At 34.7% G+C, this 21743-nt stretch carries 20 protein-coding genes; 13 read left to right on the forward strand and 7 right to left on the reverse strand.

Features of this window, described 5'->3' with window-relative positions; translation table 11 throughout:
• Positions 1-9: 9 nt before the first annotated feature.
• Both B1B04_RS14315 and B1B04_RS14320 read right to left on the reverse strand, forming a co-directional pair.
• The gene (locus tag B1B04_RS14315) at positions 10-1026 is read right to left on the reverse strand and encodes a FecCD family ABC transporter permease (protein WP_079562118.1); all 1017 of its coding nucleotides are present in this window, start codon (positions 1024-1026) and stop codon (positions 10-12) included.
• Entirely contained in the window at positions 1023-2078 is a 1056-nt protein-coding gene (locus B1B04_RS14320) for a FecCD family ABC transporter permease (protein ID WP_079562119.1), read from the reverse strand. Before B1B04_RS14320 ends, B1B04_RS14315 begins: the two co-directional genes overlap by 4 nt.
• A 721-nt stretch (positions 2079-2799) precedes the next feature.
• On the opposite strand from B1B04_RS14320, the gene B1B04_RS14325 reads away from it, so the two are divergent.
• On the forward strand, positions 2800-4572 hold the full coding sequence (locus B1B04_RS14325) for an oleate hydratase (RefSeq protein ID WP_079562120.1): 1773 nt from the start codon (positions 2800-2802) through the stop codon (positions 4570-4572).
• Between the two features lie 75 nt (positions 4573-4647).
• Here the strand turns inward: B1B04_RS14325 and B1B04_RS14330 are convergent, their stop codons facing one another.
• A complete protein-coding gene (locus B1B04_RS14330; RefSeq protein WP_240518304.1) occupies positions 4648-6312 on the reverse strand; it encodes a methyl-accepting chemotaxis protein in 1665 nt (554 codons plus the stop codon).
• Between the two features lie 650 nt (positions 6313-6962).
• On the opposite strand from B1B04_RS14330, the gene B1B04_RS14335 reads away from it, so the two are divergent.
• The 3 genes from B1B04_RS14335 to B1B04_RS14345 all read left to right on the forward strand — a co-directional run bounded on the left by B1B04_RS14335 (position 6963) and on the right by B1B04_RS14345 (position 9114).
• Positions 6963-7538 carry a GNAT family N-acetyltransferase gene (locus tag B1B04_RS14335; protein ID WP_079562121.1) on the forward strand — a complete coding sequence of 192 codons (576 nt, stop codon included), beginning with the start codon at positions 6963-6965 and terminating at the stop codon, positions 7536-7538.
• Positions 7539-7578: 40 nt separating this feature from the next.
• On the forward strand, positions 7579-8082 hold the full coding sequence (locus B1B04_RS14340) for a GNAT family N-acetyltransferase (protein WP_079562122.1): 504 nt from the start codon (positions 7579-7581) through the stop codon (positions 8080-8082).
• Positions 8083-8163: 81 nt separating this feature from the next.
• Positions 8164-9114, forward strand: coding sequence for an alpha/beta hydrolase (locus B1B04_RS14345; RefSeq protein WP_240518305.1), 951 nt, complete (start codon positions 8164-8166; stop codon positions 9112-9114).
• Between the two features lie 66 nt (positions 9115-9180).
• Here B1B04_RS14345 and B1B04_RS14350 read toward each other — a convergent pair whose 3' ends face one another.
• Entirely contained in the window at positions 9181-9750 is a 570-nt protein-coding gene (locus tag B1B04_RS14350; RefSeq protein ID WP_079562123.1) for a TetR/AcrR family transcriptional regulator, read from the reverse strand.
• 143 nt (positions 9751-9893) lie between these two features.
• On the opposite strand from B1B04_RS14350, the gene B1B04_RS14355 reads away from it, so the two are divergent.
• From B1B04_RS14355 to B1B04_RS14375, 5 genes are all read left to right on the forward strand, one after another.
• A complete protein-coding gene (locus B1B04_RS14355; protein ID WP_079562124.1) occupies positions 9894-10811 on the forward strand; it encodes a DsbA family protein in 918 nt (305 codons plus the stop codon).
• Between the two features lie 34 nt (positions 10812-10845).
• On the forward strand, positions 10846-11151 hold the full coding sequence (locus B1B04_RS14360; RefSeq protein ID WP_079562125.1) for a monooxygenase: 306 nt from the start codon (positions 10846-10848) through the stop codon (positions 11149-11151).
• 271 nt (positions 11152-11422) lie between these two features.
• Positions 11423-12280 (forward strand): ABC transporter ATP-binding protein, encoded by an 858-nt coding sequence (locus B1B04_RS14365; RefSeq protein ID WP_079562126.1) that lies wholly within the window; start codon positions 11423-11425, stop codon positions 12278-12280.
• Between the two features lie 4 nt (positions 12281-12284).
• On the forward strand, positions 12285-12899 hold the full coding sequence (locus B1B04_RS14370; protein WP_079562127.1) for an ABC-2 transporter permease: 615 nt from the start codon (positions 12285-12287) through the stop codon (positions 12897-12899).
• 117 nt (positions 12900-13016) lie between these two features.
• Positions 13017-13286: a hypothetical protein gene (locus B1B04_RS14375; protein ID WP_079562128.1), complete on the forward strand. Its 270-nt coding sequence runs from the start codon at positions 13017-13019 to the stop codon at positions 13284-13286.
• A gap of 120 nt (positions 13287-13406) precedes the next feature.
• On the opposite strand, the gene B1B04_RS14380 is transcribed toward B1B04_RS14375, so the two are convergent.
• Both B1B04_RS14380 and B1B04_RS14385 read right to left on the reverse strand, forming a co-directional pair.
• On the reverse strand, positions 13407-15035 hold the full coding sequence (locus B1B04_RS14380; protein WP_079562129.1) for a hypothetical protein: 1629 nt from the start codon (positions 15033-15035) through the stop codon (positions 13407-13409).
• Positions 15036-15037: 2 nt separating this feature from the next.
• On the reverse strand, positions 15038-15814 hold the full coding sequence (locus B1B04_RS14385) for an ABC transporter ATP-binding protein (protein WP_079562130.1): 777 nt from the start codon (positions 15812-15814) through the stop codon (positions 15038-15040).
• Between the two features lie 442 nt (positions 15815-16256).
• Here B1B04_RS14385 and pdxR point away from each other — a divergent pair, with 442 nt between their 5' ends.
• Both pdxR and B1B04_RS14395 read left to right on the forward strand, forming a co-directional pair.
• Positions 16257-17705: a MocR-like pyridoxine biosynthesis transcription factor PdxR gene (gene pdxR, locus B1B04_RS14390; RefSeq protein WP_079562131.1), complete on the forward strand. Its 1449-nt coding sequence runs from the start codon at positions 16257-16259 to the stop codon at positions 17703-17705.
• Positions 17689-18612 (forward strand): D-alanine--D-alanine ligase, encoded by a 924-nt coding sequence (locus B1B04_RS14395; RefSeq protein WP_276207761.1) that lies wholly within the window; start codon positions 17689-17691, stop codon positions 18610-18612. Before pdxR ends, B1B04_RS14395 begins: the two co-directional genes overlap by 17 nt.
• 97 nt (positions 18613-18709) lie before the next feature.
• Here B1B04_RS14395 and B1B04_RS14400 read toward each other — a convergent pair whose 3' ends face one another.
• Complete coding sequence (locus tag B1B04_RS14400; protein WP_079562132.1) at positions 18710-19549, reverse strand: YitT family protein; 840 nt, start codon at positions 19547-19549, stop codon at positions 18710-18712.
• 363 nt (positions 19550-19912) lie between these two features.
• Here B1B04_RS14400 and B1B04_RS14405 point away from each other — a divergent pair, with 363 nt between their 5' ends.
• Together B1B04_RS14405 and B1B04_RS14410 are read left to right on the forward strand one after the other, a co-directional pair.
• The gene (locus B1B04_RS14405; protein ID WP_079562133.1) at positions 19913-21034 is read left to right on the forward strand and encodes a serine hydrolase; all 1122 of its coding nucleotides are present in this window, start codon (positions 19913-19915) and stop codon (positions 21032-21034) included.
• A 111-nt stretch (positions 21035-21145) separates the two neighbouring features.
• The gene (locus B1B04_RS14410) at positions 21146-21709 is read left to right on the forward strand and encodes a cupin domain-containing protein (protein ID WP_079562134.1); all 564 of its coding nucleotides are present in this window, start codon (positions 21146-21148) and stop codon (positions 21707-21709) included.
• The last annotated feature ends 34 nt before the right edge of the window (positions 21710-21743 follow it).

Here is a 21743-nt window from a genome sequence, read left to right on the forward strand (position 1 = left end):
AGACTCCTTTTATTTTGTCCTCATAAGTAAATAAATAAAATAGGGTGCACCAATAATAGAAATAACAAAACCGACTGGTATCTCTGAGGTTGTTAGTACACTTCTTGAAATTAAATCTGCAAATAGTAATAGAAGCGTGCCGATTAATGCTGCTGTCGGTAACATAATTTGATGTTTCCCCCCAACAAGGCGTCTTGCCAAATGGGGTGCCATTAATCCGATAAATCCAATTCCACCAGCAACAGCTACCGATGCACCAGCCAAGCAAACGGCGATAAATAATAACTTACGTCTTTCCTTCTCTACATTTAGACCAAGGCCTACCGCTGCTGCATCTCCTAAATTCATGACATTCAATACATGTGCCTTGCAAAATGCGATTGGTATAAATATGAGCATCCAAGGAAGTGCACTTAATACAAATTTCCAATCTGTTCCCCATAAACTCCCTGCCAACCAAATAGTTGCAAAACGAAAATCATTTGAAGTCATTTTCATCGAGAAGATTAAACTAACAGCACCGAATCCTGCTGCAACTGCAATACCGACAAGAATCAAACGAGTGGATGAAACACCGTTCTTCCAAGCTAGGGTATAAATAATAACCGCTGCTAATAAGGCACCAACTAACGCAAATAACGGAAGAATGAATACAGATAGTAGCGTACCGGTTCCAACTTTCCCGAAGAAAAAATAGACGAAAACTACAACTGTTAATCCGGCACCAGCATTTATACCGATGATTCCTGGGTCAGCAAGTGGATTTCGAGATAAACCTTGCATGATAGCCCCTGATATCGCTAGCGCTGAGCCAACTAAAATAGCAATAACCATTCGAGGCATACGGAACTCGAATAAAATGACAGATTGTTCTTCAGAACCTAAACCAATTAACGATTTCAATACTTCTATTGGCGGTATTTTAAACGTTCCTGTATTTAAGCTAATTAAAAATACTGCCACAATTAGGCAAGCTAAAATAGCTAAAACTGAAATATTCTTTGTTGTTAAGATACGTTGCCTCATATTTTCCCTCTCCCTTCATTACGAGCTAAATAAAGGAAGAACGGAACGCCAATTAAAGCTGTAATTGCACCAATTGGCGTTTCAAATGGAGGATTGATCACACGCGATAACATATCTGCACATTCTATTAATAACCCACCTAGTACTGCTGAACATGGAATGACCCATCTATAATCGGATCCGACAAGAAAACGCGTCATATGTGGGATAACAAGCCCAACAAATCCGACAGAGCCTGCCATAGATACAGCTGATCCAGTTAAAACAAGCACAAGTACAGTACCAATAAATTTAATGAAGGTTGTATTTTGCCCAAGTCCAATTGCAATTTCTTCACCGAAACTTAAAATAGTAATGTATCTTGACAATAAAATTGCAATAACAAGACAAAGTAGTCCAATTGGTAGCAACATTTCAATACTTACCCATTTCACACCTGAAACGCCTCCTGCATTCCACATGCTTACTTCTTGAGCAAGATTGAAATAAAGTGCGATACTAGACGAAATGGCCCCAAGCAGTGCACTAATCGCTGCACCAGCTAACGCTAATTTAACAGGTGTTAGCCCTCCTGGTGAGAACGAACCCACACCATATACAATACTTGCACCAAATGCAGCACCAATAAATGAAGCAATAACAAACATTATGTATGGGGAATTAGGGAAAAAAGCATATGTAATGGCAATTCCAAATACCGCACCGTCTGTAATCCCCATTAAAGAAGGTGAGGCAAGAGGGTTACGTGTCATACCTTGCATAATTGCTCCAGATACCGCTAGAAACGCACCAGCGACCACTCCTCCAATTGCTCTTGGAATGCGAAGCTCCCAAATGACATTATGATGTGTATTTGAAACATCAAACTGAAAAACAGCTTGCCAGACAGTCTTTAAACTAATATCTGCTGCTCCAAATGAAATGGACGTGCTCATACTGAAAGCTAATAAAATCGTACCTGCTATTAAAATAATAGAAGCTATAAGCGGTCTGCTCTTAATCTTTTTCATATTTGCTTCTTGTTGTTCTACGCTCCTTGCGCTTGCTTCCATTCGTTAACCATCCTAACTAACAACGTATATTCTTTTGAATGAGATTTATTCTCAATAAGAAATAAAAAAATATAGTTCTCATCTTAATTGATAATGATTCTCATAATCACTCGTCCTATTCTACATACCGCCCTTTTAGGTGTCAAACATTATTTTTAAAAATATATTAATTTTGTTTATTTTTATACGTTTAAAAATTCGTTTACAGCGCTTACATTAAGCGGTTTATCAAAAAGAGTGGAGAAAGTTAAATTATTCAAAGGATAATAAATTCGCATAGAAGCTTAAATAGTTTTATAAAAAGTAGATTTTACAAATTTGAATAAAACGGATTGAATTAAAAAGTTGAATTACTATTTTTTTGTTTTCTTACTATAGTAATTATGTGAGGCAGCACTTGAAAGGTTGTGTACTTTAACCACTTAGGACAGTCTTATGGTTAATAGTATAGAAGGAGATCATTCAATAAATCCAAGTTCCTTAAAGTTTAACCACTACAATGACAAACTAATTTTAGGTGTTGCATAAAGTCGTTGATATAAAAGACATTGATAAACAATTTATAAAAATGCAATGAATTGTTATGTCAAATAATAGGGTATATGTATATTTAATGTTTAACTTCAAAATTGAATTTTTTGTTAATTTCTCTCTCATTTTACCATTATCATGCGAATTGGTGGTATGCTATATCACGATAATAGTTTATGGAGGCGGTATTATGTATTACAGTAATGGTAATTATGAGGCTTTCGCACGTCCTAAAAAACCTGAGGGTGTTGATGAGAAGTCAGCGTATCTTGTTGGTTCGGGGCTAGCTTCACTGTCAGCCGCATGTTTTTTAATTCGTGATGGTCAAATGAAGGGAGAGAATATTCATATTCTCGAAGAGCTAGATATCTCAGGAGGTAGCCTTGATGGTATTCTAAACCCGACAAGAGGTTTTATTATCCGTGGTGGTCGGGAAATGGAAGATCATTTTGAGTGCTTATGGGATTTATTCCGTTCAATCCCATCTTTAGAAGTAGAAAACGCTTCTGTTTTAGATGAATTTTATTGGTTAAACAAAGAGGATCCTAACTATTCTAAATGTAGATTGATTGAAAATAGAGGGCAAAGACTTGAGGATGATGGCAAGTTTACATTATCTGATAAAGCTTCTGAAGAAATGATTAGATTATTCTTTACTCCTGAAGAGAAGTTAGAGGATGTAAAAATTACAGATGTTTTCTCTGAAGAGTTCTTTGAATCAAACTTCTGGCTATATTGGTCAACGATGTTTGCTTTTGAAAAATGGCATTCAGCAATGGAAATGCGTCGTTATATTATGCGTTTCATTCACCATGTTGGGGGTCTACCTGATTTATCTGCTTTAAAATTTACGAAATATAACCAGTACGAATCGTTAGTACGGCCTATGATTAAATATTTAGAAAGCCATAATGTTGATTTCCAATTTAATACTGTTGTAGAGAATGTTTTAGTTGATAAAGTTGGAGACAAAAAAGTAGCTCATACTTTAGTGTTAAAACAAAATGGTGTGAAAAAGAACATTGAGTTAACAGAAAATGAATTAGTGTTTGTTACAAATGGCAGTATTACGGAGAGTACAACTTATGGTGACAATAATACGCCAGCTCCTATAAGCACTGATTTAGGTGGAAGCTGGTCACTTTGGAAAAACATCGCTTCTCAAGATTCTGAGTTTGGTAGACCAGAAAAATTCTGCGATGATCTTCCAGAAGAAAGTTGGTTTGTTTCAGCAACACTAACTACATTGGATGCTAAAGTTGCTCCATATATTGAAAAGATAAGTAAAAGAGATCCATATGCAGGCAAGGTAGTTACGGGGGGGATCGTAACTGCTACAGATTCTAATTGGATGCTAAGCTATACATTAAACCGACAACCTCATTTTAAAGATCAACCAAAAGACCAATTAGTAGTTTGGATTTATGGTTTGCTATCTAATAAACCTGGTGATTTTATTAAAAAGAGTATCACTGAATGTTCTGGAAGTGAGATAGCGCAAGAGTGGTTGTATCATATGGGTGTACCTGTAGACGAAATACCGGATTTAGCGCAAAATTCTTGTAATACAATTCCATGTTACATGCCTTATATAACATCTTATTTCATGCCTAGAGCAATGGGAGATCGTCCTTTAGTTGTCCCTAAAGGATCTACTAACTTAGCCTTCATTGGTAACTTTAGTGAAACAGAAAGAGACACAGTATTCACAACTGAGTATTCAGTAAGAACAGCGATGGAAGCTGTTTATCAATTGTTAGATATTGATCGAGGCGTTCCAGAAGTATTTGGATCTACTTATGATATTCGTACTTTGCTCGCTTCAACTGCTCGCTTACTAGATGGTAAAAAGTTAACAGATGTAGATGCGCCGTTTATGTTAAAACAAATAGGTAAATTTGGTATTCATAAAGTAAAAGACACGATCATCTATGATTTACTCAAAGACAGTAAATTGATATAAAAATTATATGTTAAAAAAGCTGATTCAATTAAGAATCAGCTTTTTTGCAATACTATTTAGCCTTACTTCGTTCAGTTAAATAGTGAATTTTCTCATTTCATCTCTTAAAGCATCCACCATAGCGGTTAGATCCTTTGCTTTTTCAGAAACAGTTTCAATGCCTTTAAGCTGTTCAGTTGCGGATGCTGAGACTTGTTCTGCTCCAGCAGAGGTTTCTACTGCAGAAGCGGATATGTTTTGAACTGCACTAACGATTTGCTCTTTGCGCTTATTCATCTCATGAGATAAATGTTTCACCTCTTGTGCCACTTCACTAGTTTGGTCTAGAGCTACCTTTATTGTATGGAAGATTTCACTAGTATCCTCTGTAGCTTTAGCATTTTGCTCAACAATGCTAAGGCTTGTACTAATTTCCTCCACAGCACTATTAGATATATTTTGAATTGCGGAGATTTTATTTTTAATATCTTCAGTGGCAGTGGATGTCTGTTCTGATAATTTTCGAATTTCATCAGCAACAACCGCGAAACCTTTACCTGCTTCACCTACTCGAGCTGATTCAATGGATGCATTTAGAGCCAATAAATTAGTTTGAGTTGCGATATCTGTAATTGTATTGACAATGCTTGATATATCAGATGAAGTTTTATTTACTTCTTGAACGATGTTACTTACTTGTTGAGAAGAATCACGATTCTTCTCTGACCAAATAGAAAGTTGGTTAATCGTTTCTACACCTTGATTACTTAATTGTTCAATATCCTCTGTCATGGAAGCAATTTTTTCTGTATGCACAATAACACGATCAATATTTCCGGATAGTTGATTTAATTGTTCAGCACTTTTTTCTGTATCATGAGCCTGCTCTTCTGTAGCTTTTGCTATTTCATTAATAGCTGAGCTAATTTCGTCAGTTGTACGTACCGTATCTTCTGCTACTTGAATAAGAATTTGTGATGAATCTGATAACTCGGTGCTAGTATTATGTATGTTGACGGTAACATTCTTTAATGAAGATTGCATGCCAGAGATGCCTTTCGCCATAAGACCAATTTCATCTTGATGGTTTAAAAGTTTTTCTAATTCTGGATTTGCGGTAAAGTCTAAGCTTGTTGTTTGATGAATAATATTTTCGAGATTCTTAATAGCGGCAACAATGCGACCGATAATCCACCACATTAAAGCACCTATAATGATAAAGCTCACTACACCTGTAATAATCTGATAGCTTAGTACAGAGTTTGTAATAGATTGAATACCACTTTCAGGCACGCCAATATCAATCACTCCATAAAGCTCGCCATCTTTATAGATAGGCTCCATGATGTCATATGTCCATATACCTTGAACTTCGGCATACCATCTTGTAAATTGCTTTTTTCCTTGTTTAGCACCATCGATTGTGTATGTATCCGTATATGTTTTTCCTAGTTTATCTTTATCACTATGCGCTACAGCTTTTACATTGGTATCAATGACAATAGCATAGGTTACATTATCTTGCTTTTCTTTTAACTTCACAAAATCTTGTAAAGCTGGAATGGGATCACGCTCAGAATTTAATATAGTTTCTGCTTGCTTTGCGATTTCATAGACCTGTTCGTTGGCCTTCTCAATTAAAACTTCTTTACTATTTTTACCAACAACCCAAACACCTAATACAGAATTGATTACAGATGACAATAGCAGCAAACTTAATGTAAAGAACAATAAACGTCGCTTCATACTTTTAATTTTCAAATAGTTTCCTCCTCTGAGTTTTGTTGGAACTTTATACCTAAAAAACTCGAATTTTAAGTATAGTATTAAGCAATGGAACAGGAATGTCAATGACATATTGTAAGGCTTGTTACTTATATTGTGTCAAAGATGGGGATAAAAGTCCTTTTATTTTTCGGTAATATTATAAAAATTAGAACAGATCGGAAATACCTATTTTAGGAGAGGAAGCAATGTTAGTTGCTTTACATATCCTCTCATTTACAATTTATATTAGTAGATGGCAACCAGCTTTTATTTCGTTGGTTGCTTTTTAGTTAAAAAGTAAAGAATTATAGAGCGTTTTAATTCCCTTCCAATTCCAGACGCAATTATGCCGAGGCATAATTGATTTTTTATAACGATTATCTGTCGGGAGCGGACACGGTTACTTTAGGTGAAAAATATTATTTGTCTTCAAAGAGTATCCAAAGAATTGTACTAAAAGAGAAAAGAAGAAGAATAGAATAGAATTAGCCAGTGTGGTTTTTGACCGCATTGGCTTATTTTCTTTTATGAAATATGTATGAGGTTTTTTCAGGCAATATAGGTAGGGTATAATTTAATCAGCTTCTTTTGAACTTTCATCTTTAGTTTATTTTGATATTCATTCAAACAAAGGGGAGAAAAAAATGAACTTTACCGAACTATTAGGAAGCTCTTTTCCAACAGTACAAACTGAACAGATTATATTAAGAAAGTTGAAGTTGGAGGATGCTCCTGCGTTATTCAACTATTATTCAAATGAAAATGTAAATCGTTATCTTGATTGGAACGGACCAGAGACTTTAGAAAGAAGTTATGAAGTAATTCATTTTTGGAACGAAGGCTATGATAAAGGTTGGATTATTCGTTTTGCTATTGCTAACAAAGAAACGGATGAAATTATTGGTACCATTTTCTTGAGTGAATTTGCAGGCAAACGAGCTGAAATTGGCTATGAATTATCTGAAGAATATTGGCATCGTGGTATTATGTCTGAAGCTGTTAAAGAAGTATTATCAATAGGATTTAATCAGTTAGGTTTAGTAAGAATACAGGCAATTGTCACGGAAGAAAATATAGCATCAAAGAAGTTATTGTCGAAATTCAACTTTAAGGAAGAGGGCTGTTTAAGACAGTTTGAATGCCATAGTGTTACAGGAGAATGCAAAGATATGTTGATCTATAGCTTGTTGAATACCGAGTTTTCGAAGAAGCATATATAAGTTATATAGTAGTTTTTTTAAAAACTAAGGGGGTTAGTGCTTGGAAATATCAATTAATAGCTTGCAAGAACGTGACGCAGAAGAATTATTTCAGTTTGAAACGGATAATAGACTATTTTTTGAACAAACGGTCCCTAGTCGTGGGGAAGATTATTATAAGTTTGACACTTTTAAAATAAAACTTAGAGAACTTTTAGCTGAACAAGAAGAAGAGAAATCGAAATTCTACTTAATAAGGGATAACTCAGGCAATATTATTGGGAGAATTAATTTAGTCGATATAGATATAACGAATGATATAGCAGAAGTCGGTTATAGAGTAGGTAAAGAATATGGCGGAAAAGGAATAGGGGCAAAAGCCTTAAAACTACTTTTAGAAACAGAAGTAAGTGTAAAAAAGATTAAAGCAAAAACAACAACAACTAATATTGCCTCTCAAAAGGTTCTTGAAAAAAACGGTTTTAAACAAGTGTGTATAAGTGGTGATGAGTTCGAAATGAATGGCCAAAAGATGCGGTTTATCGATTACATGTTGGAACTCTAAAGGCTATACAAATGTTGTTGGGGGAATTTTCATCTGTTCTTGATGAATAGTAAAAATCTTGTGAGGGGTGGTTGAAAGACAGTGTTTAAACGAATATTGATACTTTTTTCAATTATTGCAGCGATATTATTGTTAATCATTGTGACAAGTTATATTATTCATCAAAACCAATTATCGAAGGAAGATCAATTATTTACGCCAACAGGGAAAATGGTAGAAGTGAATGGTCATCAGATGCATGTGTACATAGAAGGAGATGGAGAAGATACGCTTGTATTTATGTCTGGAGGAGGCACAAGCTCACCTGTTTTAGATTTTAAATCATTATATTCATTATTAAGCGATAAATATAAAATTGTTGTCGTTGAAAAGGCAGGCTATGGATTTAGTGACATTTCAGATACTGACCGTGATATGGATACTATTCTACAAGAAACAAGAGAAGCTTTATTAAAATCAGGTGTTGAAGGACCATATATTTTATTTCCTCATTCTATGTCTGGTATTGAAGCATTGTATTGGGCACAAGTCTACCCGAATGAAGTAAAGGCAATTATAGGATTGGATATGGCCGTACCTGCCACATATAAAGAGTATGATATAAATATGCCTCTATTTCATTTAAGTGCCTTTGCTGCAAATATTGGTTTTACTAGATGGATTTCGGGTCTGTCTGAAAGTGATGCTATAAAATATGGGACTTTAACAGATGAGGAAAAAGAGATGTATAAAGTGATTTTTTACCGCAGAACGGCAACTAAAAATATGATAAATGAAGTTCAGTATATTAAAGAAAATGCTGAAAAGGTAGGAGCGGCTGGAATTCCAAATGTTCCTCTGCTTTTGTTCTCTTCAAACGGTCAAGGGACAGGTTGGAATGAGGAGGCGTGGAATGAATTTCAAAGAGATTTCATCAGTAAGCATAAAGAAAGCAAATTAATAAAATGGGATTGCTCACACTATATTCATGATATTGAATTTAAGCGAATAGCGGACGAATCAGAAAAATATATAGAGAGTTTAAATCGTTAAATATTCAGAGCATGTTTTGAACAATCTTTTCAAAACATGCTCTATTTTTATGTGATATGGAAACTCCTAGTTTTTAGAATCTAATGTAATCCCAGATAATATATAAGGTATTGACGATTTAATAAATTCCTCCGGGGATTTATCCGTACCATTTTTTCTCCATTCCACAGAAGCACCGTAAATTCCCCAGCCTAGTATGACAGCGGTAGTTTTTAGTGCCGCATCCTCTTTTGTATTATGTTGTATTAATAACATCTTGTATAAAACGATTTCGAGATGCTCCCTAATAATACGGGAAATGGTATCTTCGTATCCTCTATGACATCGATTAGATAAAGATTTTTGAAAGTTCGTGATGGCTGTAAAAATACGAATAATTGATTCTTCATTTAGATCGCTTTTTTCGAAGATACTACAATTTAAATTAACTAATAATACTTCGGATAATACCTTATCCAATAAATCATATACATCTTGAAAGTGATAATAGAATGTTGCGCGATTAATCATAGCTTCTGTCGTAATATCCTTCACAGTAATATCCTTAAACTCTTTTTGACCTGAAAGTTCAATAAAAGAATCCATAATTAATTTGCGAGTACGAAGAACACGAGGGTCAGTCTTTGATTGAGTCATATTTTTGTATCACTCCCTACTTTTTAAACAATTTCTTCGATGTGTTGTATATACGACAAATCTAAAGAACTATTGGTACAGATGATCTTCATTATTTACTAAACTACGCTTATAAAGCAATTAAAATGAAAGTGGTGAGTATGATGACGAACAATAATTTAATCTGTGATTTAGAAACTGGCGTATGTGGTGTTTCAGAAGATAACGAAATGCAGGTGATTGATTTCGATCAAAAAAGGAAATCGATTAATTTATATTATGTGACAGATCCAATCTGCTCGCATTGTTGGGCATTAGAACCGATTCTTCGTCGCTTTGTAGAGCAATACGGTCATTATATAAATTTCCATACTATAATGGGCGGTTTGCTAGAAAAATGGGCCGGCTTTGCTGATGTATCTAATGGTATATCACGCCCATCTGATGTGGCTGGACACTGGAGAGAGGTTGGCGAGCAGAGTCGTATGCCGATTGATGGTACGCTTTGGCTTGAGAATCCCATTCAGTCCTCCTATCCTCCATCTAAGGTTTATAAAGTGATTCAACAGCAAAATGAGGATTTAGCAAATATATTTTTACGCCGCGCAAGAGAAGCAGTTTTCGTATTTAATCAAAATATTGCAGAGAAATCTGTTTTAATTGAAATCGTTAATAATATCGGACTTGATGGGGAGAAGGTTATAAAAGAGGCCGAGCTACCGATTGGACAGCAATTATTAAGTGAGGATTTTGCGCTAGCTTCACAACTAGGCGTAAAAGGATTTCCAAGTATTATCATGTTGAACAAAGAAAATAAAGGTGTGAAAATTGTCGGCAGCCGAACGTTAGAATCCTATATTGCTGGGCTAAAACAAGTTCTTCATTTAGATGAACTACAGCCAAAACAACAACCAGCACTTTTCAGTTTACTTGAGAAAGAAAAGCTTCTTTTTTCGAAAGAGATTGAAGTTATGTATGATATTGAGCAAAAAGATATCAACGTATTTGCTGAAAAAGAGCTTTCAACGACTGCTTATGATGCGAAAGAAATACTTGGTGAAACTTATTTTGTAATGAAATAAAAGAGTCGTTTTATATAAAATGGGGGTTTTAATCATGAAATATTTATTGCAAGTTGATTTTACAATGGATGGGCCATTCGGTGAAGAAATGTCCGAGGCATTCGTTGATTTAGCGAAAAGTATTAATGAAGAGTCAGGTGTGATTTGGAAGATTTGGACTGAGAATGCAGCGGCTAAAGAAGCGGGTGGGATCTATTTATTTGAAACCAAAACAGATGCTGAACAATATTTAATTATGCATTCAGAACGGTTAACAAGTTTTGGTGTTACCGATATTCGTGGGAAGATCTTCGAAGTGAATGAAGCATTATCAACAATTAATCATGCACTAATTAAATAGTTACCTAGGCTAAGTTTTATCAACTAAATAGTTTGGAATTGAAAACATGGGATTGTAATTTAACAGTCCCATGTTCTTTTTTGGGGCTAATAATAATTCTTTACTTGCAAAATTAGTATAGTGTGTATATATTGTATATAAAGTGTATATACATTATATTATAGATCTTGAGAAATACGGATGGATTCTATTTGTTGGAAAAGTTCGTTCATTTCGCGAAAGAAACGGACACTAAAGAAATGCTTACATTATTGTATACGGAGGATGAATGATGGAAAATGTCATTGAATTACAGAATATTCATAAAGTCTTTAATGGATTTCAGGTAAAGGATTTTTCTATTAACGTTAAAAAGGGCTATGTAACTGGATTTATTGGGGGAAATGGTGCAGGTAAATCAACAACGATCAAGTTGATAATGAACTTATTACAGCAAGATAGTGGTACTGTTTCATTATTTGGTATGAAATATAAGGGACATGGGAAAGAAATAAAAGAACGTATTGGTTTTGTCTATGATGAAAATGTCTTTTATGAAAATGTAACGTTAAAGGATATGAAAAAGATTATTAAACCCGCCTATAAAAACTGGGATGATAACACTTTTCAACATTATGTTGAAAAATTCGAACTACCATTGAATAAAAATATGAAGAACTTTTCGAAGGGAATGAAGATGAAAGCTTCGTTAGCCATTGCTCTAGCTCATCATGCAGAATTAATTATTATGGATGAGCCAACTGCTGGGCTCGATCCGATATTTCGAAGAGAGTTACTAAACATTTTGCATGAGTTAATGCAGGATGGTGAAAAAACAATTTTCTTTTCAACACATATTACAACAGATTTAGATCGTATTGCGGATTATATTACCTTTATTCATAACGGAGAACATATTTTCACGAAAGAATTTTATAAAATTGAAGAGGAATATGCCCTTGTCAAAGGGAAGTTAGATTTATTGGATATAGAAACGGAACAAGAGTTTATTTCGATTAGAAAAACGAATGCAGGCTTTGAAGCATTAACAGCTGATAAAAATCGTGTGGCAAACATATTTGGGGATTCTGTGATTGTGGAAAAACCAACGCTTGAAGATATTATGTATTATACGAAGAAAGGGTGGTAACTGTATGTTTAACCTTATATTTAAGGATATTTTAATACAAAAGAAAGTATTCTTAATTTACATTGCTACTATAATAATTTACTTATTGATAGATGTTTCTCCAATTCCTATTGCAGTTGTATGTAGTCTAACCTTTATTAATATGGCTTTGTCTTATGATGAAAAAGATAACGCTAATATGCTGCTCAATTCGCTTCCATATACGAGAAGGGAAATTGTTTCTTCAAGGTATGTAGGTGTATTAATATTTACATCACTATTTATAATGCTTACTTACGGAGGGAGTTTCCTGTTAAATGGAAAAGAAACACCGTTTTCGTGGAAAGCAATACTGCTAATTATCGGTATTGTCATGGTCGCTATTTCACTCTTGCTCCCAGTGTTTTATAAATTTAAAAGGCAATATTTAATGCTTGCTGCAGGTGCTTTATTTGGCATCTATCTAGCAACGATTAAGCTTTTAATCCCTAATTTAAATGAAACATTAAGGGAATTGACACGAAAGTTCCTAGCTTTACAAGAAACGCAAATGTATCTTGTAGCTATCCTTACAATTGCTATATTGTATATTGGGTCATGGCTACTATCTATTCGTATATATGAGAAAAAAGCTTTTTAAAGCGGTTTTCTTATAAGCTCCAACCAAAAAACAGCTTCATCCTAATTGGTTAGCTATTAATTAAGTGTAGTTCTGCAAACACTTCTAATGAAATGTTTTTAAAGGAGGAGGATAATTATGGGCAAGTCTATTGTAAAAGCTCTTATTTCTACATTAGTGACCTTACTTGGAATTTTTATTGTTTTTTGGTTATTGGATAAAATTGAAGCTGGTGTAAGGGGAACGGACAATCTATTTAGCACTTTAGATAATGTAGGCATTTCATTTATAAATGTATACAATTTAGAAGCTTATAATATCGGTGCGAGTATTGCTGTAATTATCTCTGTATTACATTTAATTGTTGTTGTAGCTAGTGAGAAAGTTAAAAAAGCTAATGAAAAATAACTTGATCCGATTAGACCAAGTTATTTATATATGATAGTTCATGAAGTGTAGCTAGGAGGGGCATCCACTAAGCAAAGGGATGGTTAGTATAGCTTGCTGGATTTTTACGGTCACTAGATATTACTGTGTACGTTTAAAAACTAGTTTCCATATAATTAAATTCGTGATAATAAGCACAATTAGATAAATAATTGACCCAAAGGAAATCTGACTAGCTATTAAATAGTGTAGCCCCGCCAGCATACCTAATGGAATTAACAACAAAAGAGTTTTCCAACTCTGGGCATCGCCAACTTCATTATAAGGCTTTGTGAAAGGAATCTTGCTTCCCATTCCGAGGTAACAAATGACTGTGTACATGCAGCTTGCTACTAAAACAGTCAGTAAATCAGGGATAATTCTCGTACCATAAATGAAGCAGAAAATGATGCTCAGAACAATATACAATGGAATATACAATTTAATCAAAAATGCTTTTAAGCTACCTTTTTTTAAGTTTGTATAATCTTTCATTGGAAAGACTTTATAGATCCAAGCGGCTTTATATTTGCCGGAATGCCCAAGCAAAAGCACAGCTGTCGGAATAATTAGCATGCTGAAATAAATGTTTAAATAGCCCATGCTAACGGAATAATCAATAGCTTCGTTCCTTGAAAAAGAAAACATAAAAATAAATGGAATGACAAATGAAAATCCTAAAGATGGATATACTTTCAGTTTAAACTCTCGCTCCTGTTTCATCATAAGGGAGGCGAAGCGGTAAAAAGCTCTTTCTTCATTTGTTCTACAAATGATTGTTAACAAAATCGTCTTAAGTCGATTGTTCTTTTCTTTTCTCGATTTGCTAGTGTTTAATAGTTTTTGCAGATTACGTTCAAAGGTTGGAATTAGCTTTAGGTAAAGCCATATTGAAATGATCGGCATGACGACAGCTAAAATACTAAAGATCACTGTAAATAAAGAGACGTCACCGTTTAGCAGTAATTCATAAGGAGCGGCAAACCACATAGGAATGAGAAAAACACTCCACCAATGAAATGTTACGACCATATCAAAATTGACGAATTCAAAGGATCTAATAAGAACTTGATAGCCAATCATCAGCATTAAGGATAAGCCGATTTGTACATAATTGATGACATCTTTCAGCTTTTCTCCATCAAAGAATCTTAAAATAGCAATATATAAAACAGCAGTTAATACGACAATAAAAATATTAATTAAAACTAGTAAGAGCAACGTTAAAATAAAGAATACAATTCCTTGCCTAAATAGGCCAACGACTAAGGAGATGGCAGTAAAAGCAATCGTTAAATACGTCAAGTAGATGAAAATATGCATAAATTTGGCCGCATTGACCGTCCTAGCAGAGATAGGCTTGGTCGAGAGAATGCTTCTGTCCCGTACATCCAAAAGTACGGAAGAAAAATCAGAAATCAATGTTGTCATGATGATAAAAATAATCATGGCATAAGCAATACTCATCTGGAAAAGATAGTTTTGACCAAATCCCATAAAAGGAATTAACATAAGCCCAAATAATACATAAATCCATAAAGATTTGATGTAGCCGTATTTTTGCTCTTCTTTGTTTTTATTTGATGCTTGGTTAAATATTGTCGGTACTTTGCGCTCATCCATTGTTAGTTTTATATGGAGAATCTTTCTCATGATGTCGTAATCGATGCCCATTCTCACAAAGATAAATTGAATTTTATCAAGCAATTGTAGGATTTTAAAATCTTTCATGTTCATACCTCTTGTACAATAGAAACGAATTTCTCGCCAATTTCCTGATGATCATGGAAGCCTGTCAATTGGTTGAAAATTCTTTCCAGAGTTCCTTCAGTATTGTCTGCCTGTAGTTGGGCAAATGTCCCGTCGGCAGCAATTTTCCCATCATTCAACAAAATGATACGACTACTGATTTTTTCGACAACATCCATGATATGAGAGGAATAAAATATTGTTTTTCCTTGGGCAGCCAGTTGAGTCAAAATTTCTTTGAAAATCATCACACTATTTGCATCTAACCCATTGATTGGCTCATCTAAAAATAACAAGTCGGGATTATGTATAAGGCTAGCGATAATTAATAGCTTTTGCCGCATCCCTTTTGAATAAGAAGATATTCTGGAATGATACGCTTCTCCAACACCGAACAATTCCATTAAGGATTTTGATTTATCAGCAGCCACCTCTAATTCAAGACCATAAAGCTGCCCGATGAAGGTTAAATACTCATACCCCGTTAAATTATCGTAAACGTCTGCTATTTCCGGTACATAGCCAATTCTTCGTTTATATTCAAGGCTGTCTTTGCCGATATTCTCTCCGAAAAGCTTAATGTCTCCACCGTAATCGCCTTCAATTCCTAAAATGATTTTGACAGTCGTACTTTTACCAGCACCGTTCGGGCCGATATAGCCAATGATTTCACCCCTCGAGACGTGCAAGTCGATTCCTTTTAATATTTCCTTGCTACCATAACTTTTCGTCAAATTTGTAATCGTTAAGATTTCTTCCATGTTGTAACTCCTTTCTGTTTTTCACTTTATCTTATGTTCAGTGTAATTGATTTAGAGAAAATATCCATAAATATAATATAACATTTAAAAGTGGGTAAATATTCCTCTTCGGAAATGAAGTGGGTTCTTTAGAGGACTGTTAAAAAAGAACTGTATATCAAAATGATTACTTATTCCCAGGAGACGAGTAAGATTAGTGCTTTAAGATACTATATGAAGTTATGAATATTTTCGAAGTGTTCAATTAGAATTTATTAAATATACAACGATTCATGTTCAAGAAAAAAAATAATAAATAGAATATAATAGGTGCAATTCTTCATGTTGAAGGATTGCATTCTTTTGAGGTTGGAACCATACCACTCGGATGGGAAAATACATATACTGTGGACCTTTTGAGTTAGATACGGTTATGCAAAAATAAAGCAAGGAGGTCAAGGAAATGTTTAATGATTTTAAGCTTATCGATGATCGTCCGGTTTATATTCAGTTAAAAGATTATTTGAAGGAAAAGATTATGAAGGGACACTTGCTGGAGCATCAGAAGCTTCCATCAACCCGTGAACTAAGTAAATTATTATTGGTCAGTAGAAATACGGTACTGAATGCATATGCAGATTTAGAGCAAGAGAGCATTATTTATGCGATAAAAGGAAAAGGAAACTTTGTAGGGAAGGTCACAACATTGAAAGCACCCTCCATCGAGCTTAAATGGAAGGAAAGGCTTAATAAAGCTACCTTATTAGCTGATGAATTAGATTTAATGAAGCAAGATATTCACTGGGAAAAAGGCATGATTTCCTTTAATAGCATCGCCCCCGAAGAAAAGCTTTTTGATGTTGAAAATTTTAAAAGATCCTTTCTGACTCGAATGTCCCTTGAAGGTGATATCGTTTTGAATTACGGGTACGCAAAGGGTTATAAACCGTTAATCGAGTACCTTCTTCACTATATGGAAATGAAGGGCGTAGATATTTCCAATAAGGATATTTTGATTACGAATGGCTTTACCGAGGGATTGGATATTTTATTATCTTCCTTAGCGAAAAAATCTGGATGTGTTATTTGCGAAAATCCTACTCATCATGCAGCATTAAAGCTTTTTCGCTTACATGGATTTGAGATCCACGGAATCGACATGAAGGATGACGGTATCGATATTGAACAAGTTGAGAAAAGCTTGTCGGAAAAGGAATTTGATTTTGCCTACTTAATCCCGTCTTATCATAACCCGACAGGCATTGTTACATCCTCTGAAAAAAGAGCTGAAATTATTAGGCTTTTTTCACAATATCAAATTCCGATTGTAGAGGATGGCTTTAATGAAGAATTACGTTATTCAGGCTCGCATTTAGCACCGTTAATGACTTTTATCGGTGAGGGCAATAATGTTATTTATATCAGTAGCTTTTCTAAAATTCTTTTTCCTGGCTTACGTGTTGGATGGATATTAGCAGATAAGGAGCTCATCAACTGTTTGGAAAGTATGAAAAGAGCCCGTACTATTCATACATCGACACTAGATCAGGCTGTACTTTATCAATATTTACAGGATGGCTATTTTGAAAAATATTTAAAAAAGTCTAAGTTCGTGTATAAGAAAAAATATGAATTAGCCCGTCAAGCATGCCATCAATACATCTCCTTTAAGAGAATGACAGGAGATGGTGGACTGCATCTCTTTATTGAGCTTGAAGAAGGAATGAATGCTCGTACATTATTGGGAAAGTGCTATCAAAGGGGAGTTGTTTTTTATCCTGGAGATGTTTTTTACAGTAATGGCGAAGGAAGTAACACATTTCGCTTAGGATTTTCCCGGCTAACAGAAGAGGATATTGTGCGGGGTATTAAGATCATTGGAGATACCTTGAAAAATGAAATGGGGAGTTGAAAATATGAAGGTTGGCGTTATTATGGGAGGCGTTTCCTCTGAAAAGCAGGTCTCTATTATGACAGGGGAGGAAATGATTGCTCATTTAGATAAGAGTAAATATGAAGTTGTAGCAATTGAATTACATGATAAAAAAGAGCTTATAGAAAAGGTGAAAAATCTCGATATTGCCCTGCTAGCGCTTCACGGGAAATTTGGAGAAGATGGAACGATTCAAGGTGTGCTAGAAACGTTAGGTGTTCCATATACCGGAAGTGGGATGCTATCTAGCGGTATTTGTATGGATAAAAATATATCGAAAAAAATTTTGCGTTATGAAGGAATTGAAACTCCAAATTGGCTTCATCTTTCGAATATTGAGGAGCTTCAGTGGGATGAGTTAGACAAAATGGGCTATCCGTTAGTAGTAAAACCTAATTCGGGTGGCTCCAGTGTAGGGGTAAAAATAGTTTATGATAAAGATTCTTTACTCACTTCGGTTGAGGACGTATTCAAATGGGATGCTGAAATCATTATTGAAAAATATATAAAGGGTGAAGAAATAACATGCTCTATTATAGATGGCAAGCTTTTACCGATTATTTCGATTCGCCATACAGCAACATTTTTTGATTACAAGGCGAAATACGAAGATGCCGCAACGATCGAGGAGGTTGTAGAACTTCCGTCTGCCATACATGACCGAGTTGCGAAAGCTGCAAAGGCCAGTTATGACGCATTAAAATGTAGTGTTTATGCCAGAATTGATATGATGCTCAAGGATGGAATCCCATATGTCATGGAGGTAAACACATTGCCAGGAATGACAAAAAACAGCTTACTGCCAAAAAGCGCATCCTCGGCAGGAATGTCTTATACACAACTTTTAGATACGATTATTGAAACTTCCTTACAGGTAAGAGAATAAAGGGTTCAGCTAAGCATGAATAGCGCTAAAAAACACCTTTAATGTTGAGAGGGGATTAAACCCATTTTCAACAAAAGGTGTTTTCTCAGTTATCTTATTAAGCCTTAGATAATTCAATAAATCCATGTCCAAAGACATCTCGTACATCATGAATGGCAATAAAGGCATCCTTGTCTATTTCTTTGACGATTTTCTTCAGCTTTACAACTTCTTGTTTACTAATGACAATATACAGAATTTCTTTTTGCTCTTTCGTATAATAGCCATGACCTGAAAGGACCGTCACGCCTCGATTCATAAAACCATTTACATGACTGGCAATCTCTTCAGGTTTTTTCGAAATGATCGTAACAGCTTTTTTAGGATTCACACCTTCAATAACAAACTCCATTACCTTTGTTCCGACATAAAGCATAATAATAGTAAGCATTAATGCTTCTGCCCCAATAATAAAATAAGATGAAAAAGCAACGATTAAATCAAAAAACAATAAACCGTAACTAATACTCCAGCCTAAATATTTATTGGTCATTCTAGCTAAGATTGTTGAACCTGCTGTTGTTCCACCAACTCTTATAATTAAGCCTATACCAACTCCAGCGAACACCCCGCCAAAAATAGTATTCACGATAATTTCATTTGAAGAAATTGACCACGATTCTGTTAAATGTAAAAAGAGTGAATGGAGGGACACGGCAATAATTGTATAAATAGTCGTTTGTCTACTTAAAAATTTATAACCAACTGCTAATAAAGCTGCGTTTAACACAAGGCTCACAATACTAGGCGACCATCCGAACAAATAATAGGCAATGATTGTTACACCTGTAACGCCACCTTCACCTAAATCATTAGGTATAACAAATAAGTTTACAGCTAGTGCAAAAAGCAGCGCTCCGACCGTAATCATTAATAAATCCATACTGAACTTCTTCATATATACACCACCAAACAAATTGATTATTCCTAAATACATACTATATCAAGTTCTAGTCAAATTATATACTTTTTGGAATGTTCGTTTTTGATAAATCTATAATTGATAGTATGTCCTTTATCGGTGAGAACATTGAAAAATATATGAGCGTAGAAAGAATTGTTAACGGCAACGTTAGATTTTATTGAATATATTGGTATATCTTTAAAATGTTTTCTGGAAAGGGAGGATAAGTTACACTACTAGTGAGGGACATGCTATTTTCATCTCTGCGTGATCGGGGGAATCGTATGAGAACAAGTGTTGAAAGCAACATAACAAATTCGGCAGTGAAGATAGAATATTAATAATGGAGGTATTAATTTGAAAATAGTACTTTGGGTTATTGGAGGTTTATTAGTTTGTGCTGTTTTAGTGATAGGAGTTGGAGTTTGGATGTTTAAGAAAGAAGTAAATGAAGAGAATCCTGAATATATTGTACAATTCATCAAGGGAAATATAAGTAATGAAAATGTATCTTTAGCAATCAATTACAATAACGAAAAATGGTCAGAGGTTAATACGAATAAACAACTTCCTTTAGCAAGCACAGTTAAAATTATTGTAGCAATAGAATATGCACAACAGGCAGCAGACGGACTTATAAACCCTCAGCAACAGGTCAGTTTAAAGGAATTAGAAACGTTTTATATTCCAAAAACAGACGGTGGGGCACATGAAGCATGGATATCTGGGTTAAATCAAAGCGAAAATATTGATAGTGTGCCTTTAAGTGAAGTAGCCAATGGGATGATTGCTTATAGTTCTAATGCAAATACGGAATATTTAATGCACGTGCTAGGGCTTCATAATATTAATGAAGTGCTAAAGAGTTTAGATGTTTTAGATCATGAACCCTTATATCCATTCACGAGTGCATTGTATATACCTATTCAGTTGATGAATGAAAAGAAATTAACTAAAGAAGAAACATTAAAAGCTATGCAAAGTATGGATATGACTGAATATCGGGATCGAGCGCTGAGTATTCATAATAAATGGTTAAAGAACCCTCTTACTGATGAGGAGAAAAAACAGTTACAAAAAACGCTAAGTATGGATATGCAAAAAGTATGGTCTGATCGTTTGGTAAAAGCAACTACAGCGGACTACATTTCTATTTTGAAAAAACTCAATAGTAAAAAATACTTTAATGAAAATGTACATAAGTATCTTGACCCAGTTATGGAACAGTTAATGCAAAACCCTAAAAATCGCGAATGGCTAACTCACGCTGGTCAAAAGGGTGGGTCTACCGCATTTGTTTTGACACAAGCTTTCTATGCAAAAGATAAAGATGGTAATCAAACGGAAATCGCCTTCTTTGCAAATAATTTATCTACGATAGAGCAGGCAAAACTATCTAAAAACATGAATAATTTTCTATTAAAATTTTTAACAGACGAGGAATTCCGTTTGCACATAAAAAAAGAATTGTCTCAATGATCGATGTCTATATACAAAGTTTCCGACTGAGACGATGATGTTTGCAAATGAAGTACATTCTTTTAGCAAGCTGCATAGGATATTCTTATAATGTGTGAGGGGATTGAGAAAATGTACTACATTCCTTATTACGAAAACATGCCTATGTATAACTATGGAGATCAGCTTGTTTATTGGGCACCTCCTTATCAGATAGGGTATGCGAACAGCGCTGAACCTTCTCGTTTTTCTAATGGTGGAAGTATTGAATTAAAAGATTATGGAGCTCAGCCACTTGTCATCGATCTTGAAAATGCGACTAAGCAAAACGATATGTATCGTACGGCTCTGTGGACGGGAAAGAACTTACAGATTACTTTAATGAGTATTAATGTTGGTGATAGTATCGGTTTGGAGGTACACCCAAATGTTGAGCAATTTTTATATATTGAACAGGGTGAGGGACTTGCTCAAATGGGCCCTAGTAAAAACAATTTAAACTATGAAAGAAGGGTCCGTGAAAATTATGCCATAGTAGTACCTGCTGGAACATGGCATAATGTCACAAATACAGGGAATGTTCCACTAAAGCTTTATTCGATATACGCTCCTCCTAACCATCCATTTGGTACTGTACATGTTACGAAAGCAGACGCTGAGGCCTCGGAAGCAGGGTATGGACATGGCGATGAATAATCAATTTTAGATATGTAACTTTTTCTTCGATAAT

It is taken from the genome of Lysinibacillus sp. KCTC 33748 (assembly GCF_002237755.1).
In the GTDB taxonomy this organism is placed as follows: domain Bacteria; phylum Bacillota; class Bacilli; order Bacillales_A; family Planococcaceae; genus Lysinibacillus.

Coding starts and splice junctions, on each gene's coding strand:
- B1B04_RS14315 (WP_079562118.1), bottom strand. CDS start 1,026: ATGAGGCAACGTATCTTAACAACAAAGAATATTTCAGTTTTAGCTATT.
- B1B04_RS14320 (WP_079562119.1), bottom strand. CDS start 2,078: ATGGAAGCAAGCGCAAGGAGCGTAGAACAACAAGAAGCAAATATGAAA.
- B1B04_RS14325 (WP_079562120.1), top strand. CDS start 2,800: ATGTATTACAGTAATGGTAATTATGAGGCTTTCGCACGTCCTAAAAAA.
- B1B04_RS14335 (WP_079562121.1), top strand. CDS start 6,963: ATGAACTTTACCGAACTATTAGGAAGCTCTTTTCCAACAGTACAAACT.
- B1B04_RS14350 (WP_079562123.1), bottom strand. CDS start 9,750: ATGACTCAATCAAAGACTGACCCTCGTGTTCTTCGTACTCGCAAATTA.
- B1B04_RS14355 (WP_079562124.1), top strand. CDS start 9,894: ATGACGAACAATAATTTAATCTGTGATTTAGAAACTGGCGTATGTGGT.
- B1B04_RS14360 (WP_079562125.1), top strand. CDS start 10,846: ATGAAATATTTATTGCAAGTTGATTTTACAATGGATGGGCCATTCGGT.
- B1B04_RS14365 (WP_079562126.1), top strand. CDS start 11,423: ATGGAAAATGTCATTGAATTACAGAATATTCATAAAGTCTTTAATGGA.
- B1B04_RS14370 (WP_079562127.1), top strand. CDS start 12,285: ATGTTTAACCTTATATTTAAGGATATTTTAATACAAAAGAAAGTATTC.
- B1B04_RS14375 (WP_079562128.1), top strand. CDS start 13,017: ATGGGCAAGTCTATTGTAAAAGCTCTTATTTCTACATTAGTGACCTTA.
- B1B04_RS14380 (WP_079562129.1), bottom strand. CDS start 15,035: ATGAAAGATTTTAAAATCCTACAATTGCTTGATAAAATTCAATTTATC.
- B1B04_RS14385 (WP_079562130.1), bottom strand. CDS start 15,814: ATGGAAGAAATCTTAACGATTACAAATTTGACGAAAAGTTATGGTAGC.
- pdxR (WP_079562131.1), top strand. CDS start 16,257: ATGTTTAATGATTTTAAGCTTATCGATGATCGTCCGGTTTATATTCAG.
- B1B04_RS14395 (WP_276207761.1), top strand. CDS start 17,689: ATGAAATGGGGAGTTGAAAATATGAAGGTTGGCGTTATTATGGGAGGC.
- B1B04_RS14400 (WP_079562132.1), bottom strand. CDS start 19,549: ATGAAGAAGTTCAGTATGGATTTATTAATGATTACGGTCGGAGCGCTG.
- B1B04_RS14410 (WP_079562134.1), top strand. CDS start 21,146: ATGTACTACATTCCTTATTACGAAAACATGCCTATGTATAACTATGGA.